The following is a 13284-nucleotide window of genomic DNA, read 5'->3' as shown; positions in this document are numbered from 1 at the left end:
CCGCCCGTGGCGGGATCGCTCGGCTCGACATGGGGCATCAGGTCATATGCTGGTTCTTCACGAAATGCAGCGCCGAATGCGGGGAGCCGATCGTGTCGCCGACGCCGTGCTCCTGATCCTGCACGCGGTGGATGAGCTCGCCTTCCGCCGCGGGCAAGTCGACCGGCTCGTCGGAGAAGTTGGCGCGCAGCTGCAGGATGACCGCGGCATCCTTTCCGAGGTGCCAGTCGATGGCAATGGCGCCGTTCTCCATGCGCAGGATGCGTCCGCAATTTCCCCCGGTTGCCGCGAGATGCGGCAAGATATGGGTGCGTCTCAGATCGAGCAGCCTGCCGACCCGGTCGAGCACGGCGCGTCCATCCTCGGTCCCGACGCGGGACCAGTCGAGCTTCGACGCCTCGAAGGTCGAGGGCGAGATCGGATCGGGGACGTGATGAATCCCGGTCGAGGAGAACGCGTCGAAATCGGCGAATTCGCGACGGCGCCCCTCGGTTACGCTCTCCGCGAGTTCCCCCTCGAAATCGGCGAAGAAACAGAACGGCCGTTCCTCCCCGTATTCCTCGCCCATGAACATCAGCGGAATATGCGGGGAAAGAAGCAGCATGGACGTGAGGAGTTCGACGCGCCATTCGCTCGCGAGCGCCGGCAGACGCTCTCCGAAAGCGCGGTTTCCGATCTGGTCGTGGTTCTGGAGGAAATCGACGAAGGCCACCGGCGGGAGATGCGCAGAAGGAACGCCACGTTCCTCGCCCGTCTGGGGCGAAACCTGCCCGGTATAGGCGAAACCTTCGGCCAGCGCCCGCGCGAGATACTCCCAACGGTGCGAGGCGAAATCAACGTAATACCCTTCGGATTCGTTCGTCGCGACGACATGGGCCACGTTGTGCAGGTCGTCGTTCCATTCGCCGGTGAAGAGCGGGACGGAATTGTCGGGGCCACGCTCGTGAAGCCGCGTGATGTTGCGATTGTCCTCCGTCGTCAGGTGAATCGGGCGATCCGTGATGCGCGCCCGGACCTCCCGTGCCGCCTCGACGAGGATTTCCGGGTCGGACGGATCGTCGACGTGGTCGATGGCGTCGAACCGCAGGCCGTCGAGGCGGAATTCCTCGAGCCAGTAGAGGACGTTGTCGATCACGAACCGCCGGACGGCAGGCCGGTCGTAGGCGATCGCGTCGCCCCAGGGCGTCTGCCGCTCCGAATGGAAGAAGTCCGTGGCGTAGGCGTTGAGGTAATTCCCGGACGGGCCGAAATGATTGTAGACGACGTCGAGTAGAACCATGAGCCCCCGCTCATGCGCCGCGTCCACGAGCGCGCGAAGATCGTCGGGACGACCATAGGCCGAGTGCGGTGCATAGAGGAGCACGCCGTCGTAGCCCCAGCCGCGCGTTCCGGCGAACTGTGCCACCGGCATGATCTCGATGGCGGTGAAGCCTGCGGCCGCGACGTGGTCGAGCCGTTCGATCGCCGCGCGGAACGTCCCCTCGTCGGTGAAGGTGCCGATGTGGAACTCGTAGATGACCGCTTCTTCCCAGGGGCGACCCGACCATTCGGCACGCCACTCGTATCGCCCGGGAGCCGTCACGATGGAGGGACCGTGCACGTCGCCCGCCTGTGCGCGGGACGCCGGATCGGGGACCGCCAGCCCGTCCCCGTCGGTTTCGCCAGGGAGGAGATACTGGTAGGCATCCCCGGGTGCGGCATCGGTGGCAAGGGAGAACCAGCCCCCCTCCTCCGCCTCCATGTCGAGCGTGCTGTCGTTGAGACGAAGTTTCAGCGTCCCTCCGGCGGCCGCGATGTCCGGCGCCCAGAGGCGGAACCTCACCTTTCCCCCGTCGAGCGGAACGGCGCCCCAGGCGGGAAGGTGTTCCCTCTGCTCGCCGCCCGCCTCCGCGGTCGCCTCGTTCCCGGATGTCTGCAGATCGGTGTCGCTCGGTGTCATTCTTCGTTCCGTCATTTTGCGCCGCAGGGCCGCGGCCGGTCCTGAAACGGCAAGTAGTGTGTCCCGCCGACTTGTCCGGGGCCGGTTGTCATCTTTCATCCGACCGGTCTGCCGATCCCGGTCGCACGGCAGGATCGGCCGATTCCGTTATCCTTCGCAATCCGCCTCGCTCGCTGTAATCTTCCGTGCAGCGGGGCGAACGGCGTGGAGCGTACCGCTCGGGGAAGGGGCAGGCCCGCGGGATCCGGCTTGATCGGTCCAAACTTCACGCAACATGGCGCCCGAATGTGCGGTCAGCGAAGGGAAATTGGCAATCCGACGCCGCCTTTCGGCATGCGACGTCCGAATCCTTGCGGGCTCTATTAGAATAGCCTTTCGAGAGCGCCACGATTCGGGGCCCGATCGGATCTCGACACGGCGGGGCGGATGTCCCAAAGGCGCGATATACTAGGGGTTTCGCGGATACGGCAGCTCCCGCGAGGCGATCGCACCCAAGGGGCCGGTCCGGCGCCCGGCAACGATGGAGGAGGCATCATGCTCGGAACGCTGATCATCGGCGCCGGATTTGCCGGACTGTCCGCCGCGGAGACGCTCGAGAAACGCGGCGATGGCTCATTCGTCGTGCTCGAGGCGCGTGATCGCGTGGGTGGGCGGACAAAGCGCGGAATGCTCGGCGACCTGCCTGTCGATCTCGGCGGCATGTGGATGGCGCCGTCCCAGACCGAACTCGCCCGGCTCGCCGAAACCCGCCGCGTTCGCACGTATCCCACGTATCTCGACGGCAAGGCGATCTTCCAGTTCGGCGGACGCCAGCGCCTTGGTCAGCGCGAGGAACTGGGCCCGCTTCTCGGTCTTCGGGGCGGCATCGGCTATCTCCTCGCGCGGCGTCATCTCGGGCGCCTCATGGAGCCTCTGGATTGTGCAAGGCCCTGGGCGCACCCCGATGCGGCGCGGCTCGATGCAACCACGGTGGACAGCTGGATCCGCGAGAATATCGGCAATCGCCTGCTGCGGAGCGCGTTCCGTACGGTCACGGCGACGCTCTTCTGTGCGGAACCCTCGCAGATCTCGCTCCTCTTCTTCCTGCACTACCTGAAATCGGCGGGAGGGCTCGATGTGCTCATCTCCGCCGACGAGGGAGGTGCGCAGAACCTCCTCTTCCACGGCGGGCTTCATCAGCTCAGCCGGATGATGGCGGCCGATCTCGGTCAGCGCGTGCACCTGAGGTCACCCATCGATGCGATCGAATGGGGCCCCGGCCACGTAACGGCCCGGAGTGGCGCGCGATCCTGGACCGCGCGCAACGCGATCGTCACCGTTCCGCCCACGATGCTCGACACGATCACCTTCACCCCCGAGCTTCCCCGCGCGAAGATGGCGCTGCATGACCGTCTGGTGATGGGATCGGCCCTGAAGTTCTGGGTCATGTACGACCGCCCGTTCTGGCGCGAGGCCGGGCTCAACGGCACGATCCTGAGTGACGAGGCGCCAGCGACGCCGATCATGGACGTCTCTCCTCCCGGACAGAAGCGGGGCCTTCTCGTCGGGTTCTTCGACGGGGACGAGGCGATCCGCCATGCCGACATGACGCGCCGCGAGCGCAGCCGCATCGTGATCGACGTCCTCGTGGCACACCTGGGGGAGCAGGCGCGGACGCCGCTCGCCTATCTCGATCAGGACTGGCGTGCGGAAGAATGGTCGCGGGGGTGCTACGGCGCCTTTGCGCCACCCGGGGTGCTCTCGTCCTACGGGGCGCATCTAAGCGCCCCGGTGGGGCCCATCCACTGGGCGGGGACGGAAACGTCCGATGTCTGGACGGGGTATGTCGAGGGCGCGATCCGCTCGGGCCAGCGCGCCGCAGCGGAGGTGGCGGCACCGAACGCGCTCGCAATCTCCGCCTGAAAGCTCGGCGGAGGTCTCAATCCGGATCGAGGCCCTCGAGGGCGCTCGACATGCGGGAAAGCGCATCCTCGTCGTCGCCTTCGACCGGAACGACGACCCGGTCGCCAGAGACCTCGAAACCCTTCGGCACGCTCTCGGGTCGTCTGCTCTCGGCATAGTCCAGCGCCACGGCTTTCGGTCCGGCCGAAATTGCCGAGACGCCGAGCGCAGACGCGCGGATGCGGATCGCGGCATGTTCGAGCAGGATCGCCGCCTCCTTCGGCAACGGCCCGAACCGGTCTTCGATCTCGTCGGCGAGCCGATCCGCCTCGTCCGACGTCCGCGCGCGGGCGATCCTCACATAGAGGCTTGCGCGAACGTCCTCCCGCGGGACGTACTCGGCGGGCAGACGGGCCACGTCCGGCAGCGTCAGGTCCGGCGGACGCGGATCGTCTTCGCCACGCGCCTGCCGCAGCGCCGAGGCCAGCATCTCCGCATGGAGCGCCGGACCGATCCGGGCCTCATGCCCACTTTGCGCATCGCCGAAGAGATCGCCCGCGCCGCGCCGGTCGAGATCGGCCACCGACAGAGCGAAGCCCGCCCCGAGCCCGTCCTCCGCCTCGAAGGTCTCGAGCCGAGAACGGGTTTCCTCCGTCACCTCCTCGTCGGGATCGACGAGCAGCCAGCAATGCGCCTGCCGCTCGCTGCGGCCCACACGCCCCCGGAGCTGATGGAGTTGGGCAAGGCCGAGAAGATCGGGACGGAGCACCACCATCGTGTTGGCGCGCGGCACGTCGAGCCCGGATTCGATAAGGCTCGTGGCCAGAAGCACGTCGCCCCGCCCTTCGGCGAACCCCGTCATCGTCTCGTCGATCTCGCGGGCCGGGAGCTTGCCGTGGGCGATGCGGATGTCGAGGTTGGGAACGAGGTCTTTCAGGGACGCGACGGTCGCCTCGATATCCTCTATCCGGGGGACGACCACGAAACTCTGTCCGCCGCGGCGATGCTCGCGTGACAGGGCGTCCCGGATCAACCCGTCGGCCCGCTCCGTCACGATGGTGTGGACGGGGCGGCGTCGCGCGGGCGCGATCGTCAGCAGGCTCAACTCCTGCAGACCCGCGATCGCCCCCTGCAAGCTGCGCGGGATCGGCGTGGCCGTCATCGACAGGACATGGACGCCGCTCGCGAGGTCGCGCAGCGCCTTCTTGTGGGCCTTGCCGAAGCGCTGTTCCTCGTCGATCACGACAAGGCCGAGACGCGCGAATTCCGTTCCTTTCTTGAGGATCGCGTGGGTGCCGACCACGACATCGACAGTTCCGTCCGCGAGGCACGTGCGCACCTTATCAGCCTCCGACTTGCTGGAGAGACGGGAGAGCGAGGCGATCTTCAGCCCGGCCATGCCGAGCCGCCGCGAAAACGTCGTGGCATGCTGCCGCGCGAGAACCGTCGTGGGGGCGATGATCGCAACCTGGTGACCGCTCAGCGCCGCAGCGGCCGCCGCGCGGATCGCGACCTCCGTCTTGCCGAAGCCGACATCGCCGACGAGGAGGCGGTCCATCGGCCTGCCCGAACCGAGATCGTCGAGAACGGCGCGGATGGCGGCACTCTGATCGGCCGTCTCCGCATGGGGGAAGCTGTCGGCGACGGGTTTCATTTCCCGCGTCTCGGGAGAGAGCTTGGGCGCCGTCTCCCGGGCACGGGCCTCCGCACGCTCCGCAAGGGCCGCCGCGGTCTTCTGGACGCTGCGGGCGAAGCGTGCCCGTCGCTTGTTCCAGCTTTCGCTTCCGAGATTGTCGAGCGACACGTCCCCGGTATCGTGGCCGTAGCGCCAGACGAGCCCCGCTTCACGCAGCGGCACGAGACAGGACTTGTCGTCGGCATAGACGAGCCGCAGCGCCTCGCCCGCCTCGATGGGCTCGAGCCCCTCGAACCGGCCAAGCCCCTCGTCCTCGTGGACGACCAGATCACCGTGATGCAGGTCCTGCGCATCCGCGAGCCAGGGCGGCACCACGGTCGCTTGACCGGCCTCTTCCGCGGCGTGCCCAAGAAGATCGCGCGACGTCAGGGCAAGAAGCTCGCCGTCGCGGAACCCCCGATGAAGCGGGGCGCGCAGGAGGGCCGCCTGCCCGGCCGGCACGTCCATCGCGGCCTTCCAATCGGAAACTTCCGCGACCTCCGCGAACCGTTTTGCCATCCTCGCCATCCGCTTGGCGTCGCGGTTGCTACCGGCCAGTAGGACGCATCGCGTCTCCTTCATCGCCTCGCCCAGCGCCGCGCGGGGCCGCCTTTCCGCCGCGATTTCGGGCGCGGCTTCCAGTCCCTCGGTGGAAACGGGCGTCGCGCCATCCCGGACCGCCTCCCATTCCTCCTGCCCGAGGTAGAGCGCATCGGGCTCAAGCGGACGCCGGGAAGTACCGGCCTCGATCTCGGCGTCGGACCTCTCTCGCCGGGCCGTGGCGAGCGAGCCGACGAACCGGTCGCCCAGGGAAATCACCGCCTCCGCGAGGAAGACGGGCGCGTCGGGAAGATACGCGGTCAGCGGGACGAGCCCCTCCCGATGCGCGGGCAGCCAGTGTTCTTCCCCGCGCGGCCAGCCCGCCTCGGCATCCTCGGGAGGAGGCAGTTCGGTGGCCGGATCCACGGGCACGTCATCGACCGTCTCCACCGTGAGCTGCGTCACCGGATCGAAGGACTTCATCTCCGTGATCTTGCCGTCCTCGAGATGGAAACGGACAGGCGCGTCGGCCGCTGCGGGAAAGATGTCGATGACGGATCCGCGGATCGCCAGATCACCCGGTTCTCCGACGCGCTCCTCCTGGGCGTACCCGTTCCGCAAGGCCCAGGCCTGAAAGGCGTCGACATCGAACGTTGTGCCGCAGGCCAGGGAGCGGTGATCGAGCGCATCGGCAGGCAGGACCCGCTGCAGGAGCCCTGCTGGCGAGGTCAGAACGAGGACCGGGCCATCCTCCTCGATCCGGCGAAGCGCGGCGAGGCGGCGTCCCATGATACCGGTGCCGGGGGAGGCCCAATCGTAGGGGAGACAGTCCCAGCGGGGCAGAAGAACGGCACCGAGATCGGGCGCGATCACGGAGAGGAAGCGGAAGATTTCCGCCGCACGTTCTGCGTTTCGCGCGACATAGATCGCCCGGTTCGTCTCGTGATCCCTGACGGCGCGGAGAAGCCGGATGGCCTCGCCTCCTGCCGGCGAAATGTCTGCCATCTAAGCCCTCCACGGAATGGAGGGCAAACGGCAACCCGCCGTCGCGGTTCCGCGGCATTCCGCCACCCGGGGTCTGAGGATCATTCGCCCCCGCACCAACAAGTCCGCGAGAACGGATACGAGGTGAAGTTGCGTGGTGCGGGCGGTGGGACTCGAACCCACACGGCCTTTCGGCCCACAGATTTTAAGTCTGATATGTCTACCATTCCATCACGCCCGCCGGCGAATGGGGGCCGATGCTAGTCATGCACGACCGCTCCGCAATGCGAAAATGCCGGTGGTGACGCGACGATCCTCGGGCCTTGCCCCCGATCAGGCGACGACGGCTCTCTCGACCACCGCGTTCAGGAGAACGGCGAGGCCAGGAGCGAGATCGTCGGGGTCGCAGCTTTCCTCGTGATTGTGGGTGATCCCGTTGCGGCAGGGTGTGAAGATCATCGCGGTCGGACAATGCGCGGAGAGGTGATAGGCATCGTGGCCCGCCTGGCTCGCGATGTCGCGCCAGCGATATGGCGCGGCGTGACGACGGCAGAGCTCCGTGAGGTCCGCGTCGAAAATCGCCCCGCCCCAGCTCCATTCGTCCTCGATCGTCGCGGTACAACCCGCATGGGCCGCGGCTGCGTGCAAGCTTCGCCGCATCGTCTCACGCATGACCCGCGCCGCGGCGGGATCGGGATGGCGCACGTCGCAGACGGCCTCCGCGAAATCGGACAGGATCCCCGCACGGTTGGGCCAGGCGCGAAGGCTCGCCGCGGTCGCCTTGCCGTCCTGCGCGGCCTCTGCCCAGCCGAGATCGTCGACCGCGACGAGCCAACGCGCCGCGGCGATGAGGGCGTTCTGCCGCGCCTCCATGGGCGTGGGGCCGGTATGGGCCGTCCGGCCCGTGAACCGCGCCCGGATCCCGTGACTGTCATAGGCATGGGTGACGATCCCCACCTCGGCCCGCTCGGCATCGAGGATCGGGCCCTGCTCGATATGAAGTTCGAAATAGCTGTCGATCAGCCCGGCGGCGCAGGGCGTGTCGCCGAGGTAGCCGATGCGGCAAGCTCGTCTCCGAACCGCTTGCCGTCGTCATCCGTGAGGTCGTGGACCCAACCGGGATCGTGCGCGCCGACGAACGCGCCCGAGGCCACCATGGGCGGAGAGAACCGCGCCCCCTCCTCGTTCGTCCAGTTCGCGACCACGATCGGGCGATGCGTGGCGATGTCGAGATCGTCGAGACGGCGGACGATCTCGAGCCCCGCCAGAACGCCCGCGATCCCGTCGAACCGGCCGCCATCGACCTGCGTGTCGAGGTGGCTGCCGATCATGACGGGCGCGGCGTCCGGGTCGCGGCCGTCCCGCCGTGCGAAGATGTTTCCGCACGCGTCGATCGTCACGGACAGGGACGCATCCCGGCACCAGGAAACGAAGAGATCTCGCATGTCCCGATCCGCATCCGACAGGGTCAGGCGGGAGAGCCCGCCGGGCCGGCCCGGCCCGATCCGGGCCGAGGCTTCGATCGTCGACCAGTATCGATCGATATCGGGCGCGAGAGTCAAATGTGGCCTTCTGCCTTCGCCCATTCCGCGGTGCGGTCGAACGCGCGGGTCAGCCGCTCCACCATCTGGGTGATGTCGTCCTCCGTCACGATCAGGGGCGGGCATAGCGCGACCGTGTCATAGACGTTGCGGCAGATCAGGCCCTCCTCCTGGGCGTTCATGTAGACCGACTTCGCGAGGACACCCATCGGACCGATGGCTTCCGCGGTGTCCTTCTTGCCGACTTCGATCCCCGCGATGAGACCGACGCCCCGTACCTCGCCCACGATCGGATTTCCCTCGAGCGCCTTCAGCTGCGTCTGCATGAGCTCGCCCATCCGCGCGGCGTTGCCGATCAGGTCGCGCTCCTCGATGATCGCGAGGTTCTCGAGCGCCACGGCCGTCGCTACGGGATGACCCGACGCGGTATAGCCGTGCCCGAACGTCCCGAGCTTTTCGGTGTTGTCGGCGATCGCGTCGTAGACCTGTTCGCTGACCATGATCGCGGCCAGCGGCATGTAGGACGAGGTGAGCTGCTTCGAGACGACCATGATGTCGGGCGTGAAATCGTAGCGTTGGCACCCGAACGTGGTACCGAGCCGCCCGAACCCGTTGATCACCTCGTCGGCCACGAGCAGGATGTCGTATTTCTTGCAGAGCGCCGCGATGCCCGGCCAGTAGCCCTCCGGCGGCGTGATGACGCCGCCCGCGCCCATGACCGGCTCGCCGATGAAGGCGGCGATCGTCTCCGGACCTTCCGCGAGGATCGTGTCCTCGGTCTCCTTCAGCAGACGCGCGGTGAACTCGGCCTCCGACTCCCCCTGCCCGTTCTTCCAGTGATGCGGACAGGTCAGGTGCGTGACCGGGATCGCCGGCAGATCGAAATCCTTGTGGTTCGCCGGCAGTCCTGTAAGCGAGCCCGCCGCGACCGTGATCCCGTGATATCCCTTGAGGCGGGCGAGAAACTTCTTCTTCTCCGGCCGGCCGAGGGCGTTGTTCATGAACCAGACCATCTTGACGACGGTGTCGTTCGCCTCGGACCCGGAATTGGTGAAGAACACCCGGTTCAGGTCGCCCGGCGACATGTGCGCGAGCTTCTCGGCAAGCTTGATCGATGGCTCGTGCGCCTTGTGCGCGAAGCTGTGGTAGTAGGGCAGCGCATCCATCTGACGCATCGCCGCCTCTCTGAGCCGGGGTTCGGAAAAGCCGACGGCGACGGACCAGAGGCCGCCCAGCCCCTCGATATATTCCCGGCCCTCGCTGTCATAGACATGGACGCCCTTGCCATGGGTGATGATCATCGGTCCGTCGCGCTCATGCGCCCGCATGTTCGTGTAGGGGTGGATCGAATGGGCCTGATCCGAGATGGCGAGGGAATTCGATATCTTGTTCATGGGAAGTCTCCGATTGACGATGTCAGGCTGAAGCAGACTCGGGCGCATTGTCCAGTGCGCCCGCCAGGAATTCCGCCAGCGAGGTAATGAGATCGGGAGAGAGGTATCCCCCCTCCTGGATGTATGCCGTGGGCAGGTTTGCAGCGGCGATGGCCTTTCCGGCGCGCCGGAATCCATCGAAGGTGATCGCCATGCCCTTCAAGGGGTCGTTCTCGTGCGCGTCGAGCCCGAGGCTCACGACGAGCGCACCGGGATCGAACTCCGCGATCCGCGCGAGGGCCGTGTCGAGCGCGGCGAGCCAGGGGTCGTCCCCGGTCCCCTGCGGCAGCGGCAGGTTCAGGTTGAAGCCGGTGCCGTCGCCGGTCCCGGTCTCCGCCTCGTAGCCTAGGTAGAAAGGGTAGTAGGCGGCAGGATCGGTATGGATCGAGGCGAAGAGTACGTCGCTTCGGTCGTAGAAGATCCGCTGGGTCCCGTTGCCGTGATGGACATCGATGTCGAGGATCGCCACGCGCTCGTGACGTTCGCGCAGGCGTTCGGCCGCGATCGCCGCGACGTTCATGAGACAATGCCCCGCCGCCGTTTCCCGGTCGGTATGATGGCCCGGCGGACGGCAGAGCGCATAGGCCGGCCCCTGCCCCGCGGCGACCGTATCGGCGGCCGCCACCGCGCAATCGGCCGCGCGCCGCGACGCCTCCCAGCTATGCGCGCCGATGGGCGCGGACGTATCGCCCAGGTGCCACCCCGCCCGTGCGACGATGCTTTCGGGATAGGCGGCCCAATCGCGCTGCGCGAATACGTTCGGAACGATCTCGGGACCCGCGCCGGGCAGTTTCTGCCACTCGTCCCAGCCGGTTTCGAGAAAGTCGAGGAAGCGCGCGGAATGGACGGTCTCGAATGCCGCTCGCGGTACTTCGGGCGGCTCCTCGGTGGAAAGCCCTGCCCGTTCGAGCCCGGCGAGGAGCAGATGCGCCCGCTCCGCTTGCTCCGCGTTCGGCAGGATCGTCCCGTGGGTCAGGCGGAATTTCGGATCGTGCCGCTCGGTGGCGGCCGCATAGAAGCATCTCATGTCGTGCCCTGTTCAGGTCGAAGGCGTCGCCGGGAGTGCGATCACTCTCGACATCGCAACCATACGGTCCCGATCGCGGGGTTCCCACACGCCTTTCGCAAAAGCCTAACCTGCTATCTGTCGATTGTCGACAAATCTCTTCGACACGTCGTGAGGCAATAGCGAGGAGCGGAACGCGCATCGGACAGAGGCCATTGGCGTCACGCCTCGCTTGTTCAAAGGATGGGCACCCTTCCTCCGCGCAGGCGATTTTTATTGCAGTGCGGACATTGATCGTCCTCTCCGCGCGAAACCATCTCACGGTCGCCCCTCGCGTTCGATCTAAGTGGCTCCATGCTCGAACCGCTCACAATCGTCGTCGTTGAACCCGATCCCGAACGGGCCCGTTTCATCGTCGACGCCCTGACCGACAACGCCGATTATCGGGTTCACATCATCGCCGAGCGCGCCGCGCTGGCGCGACAGATCGCCAAGGTCAATCCGGACGTCGTGCTGATCGACGTCGCCGATCCGTCCCGTGACATCATCGAGGAATTGACCCTTGCGACGGGACCGCTCGACCGGCCCGTGGCGCTCTTCGTCGAACGCAGCGCGGAGGGGCTGTCGACCGCGGCGATCGAGGCGGGGTTGTCGGCCTACGTCGTCGACGGCCTGACACGCACGCGGGTGAAGCCCGTGCTCGACGCGGCCATCGCGCGGTTCCGCCTGATGGCGCGAATGCGTACGGAACTGGCCGAGACCAAGCGCGCCCTCGAGGAGCGCAAGGTGATCGACCGGGCCAAGGGTCTCCTGATGCGCGCCCGTGGTCTTCCCGAGGACGAGGCCTACGCCCTCTTGCGCCGCACGGCGATGGACCAGGGCCGCCGCGTCGCCGATGTGGCCGAAGCGCTGATCACGGCCGCGAGATTGCTGGAATGAAGGCGTCCGGCATCGACATCGGTTTCATGCCGCTCTTGGACGCCGCCCCGCTTCTCGTCGCCCAGGAAATGGGTTTCGCAGCCGAGGAAGGACTGGCGCTCAACCTTCACCGCGCGCCGTCGTGGTCCTCGGCCCGCGACGCGCTGACCTTCGGGCAGGTGACGGCGGCCCACATGCTGGCGCCGGTCCCGGTGGCCATGGCGCTCGGTCTGGGTGGCGGGGCAGCTCCCCTCGACGCGCTGTCGGTCCTGTCGATGAACGGGACGGTCGTGGGTGTCAGTCGGGATCTCGCCCGTCGGATGCGGGATGCGGGGCATGCCTTCGATTTCGCCAATGCGCGTGCCGCCGGGCAGGCCCTGATCGCGGCAGCGCCCGAGCCGCTGCGGATCGGCGTGCCGTTCCCGTTCTCCATGCATGCCGAACTCGTTTTCTACTGGCTCTCCGCGCTGGGCCGCCCCAGCCCGCAAAGCCTCTCCGTCCGTACCGTGCCGCCCCCGTTGATGGCCGACGCGGTCCGGGCGGGCGAGATCGACGCGTTCTGCGTGGGCGAGCCCTGGGGGTCGAAAGCCGTCGAGAGCGGAATGGGCGAGCTATTGCTTCCCGGAAGCGCCATCTGGGCCTACGCACCCGAAAAGATCCTCGCGGTGCGCCGCGACTGGGCCGAGGCCAATCCGGACCTGTCCAGCCGCCTGATCCGTGCGGTTTGGCGCGCGGGGCGCTGGCTCGACACCGCCGACGGCCGGTCGCTCGCAGCCGAACTCCTGTCGCGTCCAACCCATCTCGACATCTCGCCGGAGCTTGTCGAGCGTGGATTGTCCGGACGCCTGATCCTTGCCCGGACCGGCGAGACCCAGACAGCCCCCCGGTTCGTCGCGTTCCACGCAGGGCAGGCGAACTTCCCGTGGCGCAGCCAGGCGGCGTGGATCGGCGGCCAGCTCGCCGCACGTACGGGGCTCGACCGCGACGAGGCCGCAGCCTCCGCCCGCGCGGTGTTCCGCAGCGACCTCTACCGCGCGGCGCTGGAGAATACGGGTGCCGAGCTGCCCGCGGCTTCGTCGCGGATTGAAGGGGCCTTGGCCTGCGATTCGCCGGTCGCTGCTACCCGAGGAGATACGGTCCTGTTCCGCGACAGCTTCTTCGACGGACGCACGTTCGATCCGGTGTTCTGATACTGCCCATTTCGTCGGCAGGAGCGCCGTTCGCTGCCGCAATGCAGCGCAGCCTGCGGTTGCGAACGAAAAAGCTCTTCCGTTTCCCGTCCGGACGACTGCATGACGGTGGTGCGACAGGCAACGGGGCCGATCGCACTCCCACACCCGAACGACCGGGACGATGAGCAAAGCCGC

General features: G+C 67.3%; 9 protein-coding genes and 1 tRNA gene. 3 read left to right on the top strand and 7 right to left on the bottom strand.

The annotated features are described in order from the left end of the window. Positions 1-37: 37 nt before the first annotated feature. Entirely contained in the window at positions 38-1939 is a 1902-nt protein-coding gene (gene treZ / locus LX81_RS10990; protein WP_111537374.1) for a malto-oligosyltrehalose trehalohydrolase, read from the bottom strand. A 534-nt stretch (positions 1940-2473) separates the two neighbouring features. Here treZ and LX81_RS10985 point away from each other — a divergent pair. Then, complete coding sequence (locus LX81_RS10985) at positions 2474-3841, top strand: flavin monoamine oxidase family protein (protein WP_170133919.1); 1368 nt, start codon at positions 2474-2476, stop codon at positions 3839-3841. 16 nt (positions 3842-3857) lie between these two features. Here the strand turns inward: LX81_RS10985 and LX81_RS10980 are convergent, their stop codons facing one another. The 6 genes from LX81_RS10980 to LX81_RS10960 form a co-directional block, all read right to left on the bottom strand. After that, positions 3858-7040 carry a DEAD/DEAH box helicase gene (locus tag LX81_RS10980; protein ID WP_111537372.1) on the bottom strand — a complete coding sequence of 1061 codons (3183 nt, stop codon included), beginning with the start codon at positions 7038-7040 and terminating at the stop codon, positions 3858-3860. A 134-nt stretch (positions 7041-7174) separates the two neighbouring features. Further along, positions 7175-7260, bottom strand: a tRNA-Leu gene (locus LX81_RS10975). Between the two features lie 92 nt (positions 7261-7352). Then, complete coding sequence (locus tag LX81_RS23125; RefSeq protein ID WP_272939481.1) at positions 7353-8000, bottom strand: M20/M25/M40 family metallo-hydrolase; 648 nt, start codon at positions 7998-8000, stop codon at positions 7353-7355. 38 nt (positions 8001-8038) lie between these two features. Then, positions 8039-8581: a M20/M25/M40 family metallo-hydrolase gene (locus tag LX81_RS23120; protein WP_272939478.1), complete on the bottom strand. Its 543-nt coding sequence runs from the start codon at positions 8579-8581 to the stop codon at positions 8039-8041. Further along, positions 8578-9954 carry an aspartate aminotransferase family protein gene (locus LX81_RS10965; RefSeq protein WP_111537371.1) on the bottom strand — a complete coding sequence of 459 codons (1377 nt, stop codon included), beginning with the start codon at positions 9952-9954 and terminating at the stop codon, positions 8578-8580. The genes LX81_RS23120 and LX81_RS10965 overlap by 4 nt, the downstream gene beginning before the upstream one ends. 22 nt (positions 9955-9976) lie before the next feature. After that, the gene (locus LX81_RS10960) at positions 9977-11020 is read right to left on the bottom strand and encodes a histone deacetylase family protein (protein ID WP_111537370.1); all 1044 of its coding nucleotides are present in this window, start codon (positions 11018-11020) and stop codon (positions 9977-9979) included. Between the two features lie 333 nt (positions 11021-11353). Between LX81_RS10960 and LX81_RS10955 the strand changes: the two genes are divergently transcribed. Further along, positions 11354-11938 (top strand): ANTAR domain-containing response regulator, encoded by a 585-nt coding sequence (locus LX81_RS10955; protein WP_111537369.1) that lies wholly within the window; start codon positions 11354-11356, stop codon positions 11936-11938. Further along, a complete protein-coding gene (locus LX81_RS10950) occupies positions 11935-13107 on the top strand; it encodes an ABC transporter substrate-binding protein (RefSeq protein ID WP_111537368.1) in 1173 nt (390 codons plus the stop codon). The genes LX81_RS10955 and LX81_RS10950 overlap by 4 nt, the downstream gene beginning before the upstream one ends. Positions 13108-13284 lie beyond the last annotated feature (177 nt).

The organism is Palleronia aestuarii (genome assembly GCF_003253995.1).
GTDB lineage: Bacteria > Pseudomonadota > Alphaproteobacteria > Rhodobacterales > Rhodobacteraceae > Palleronia > Palleronia aestuarii.
Note: the sequence above shows the minus strand (reverse complement) of the source record. Positions and strands in the feature narration are given on the sequence as shown.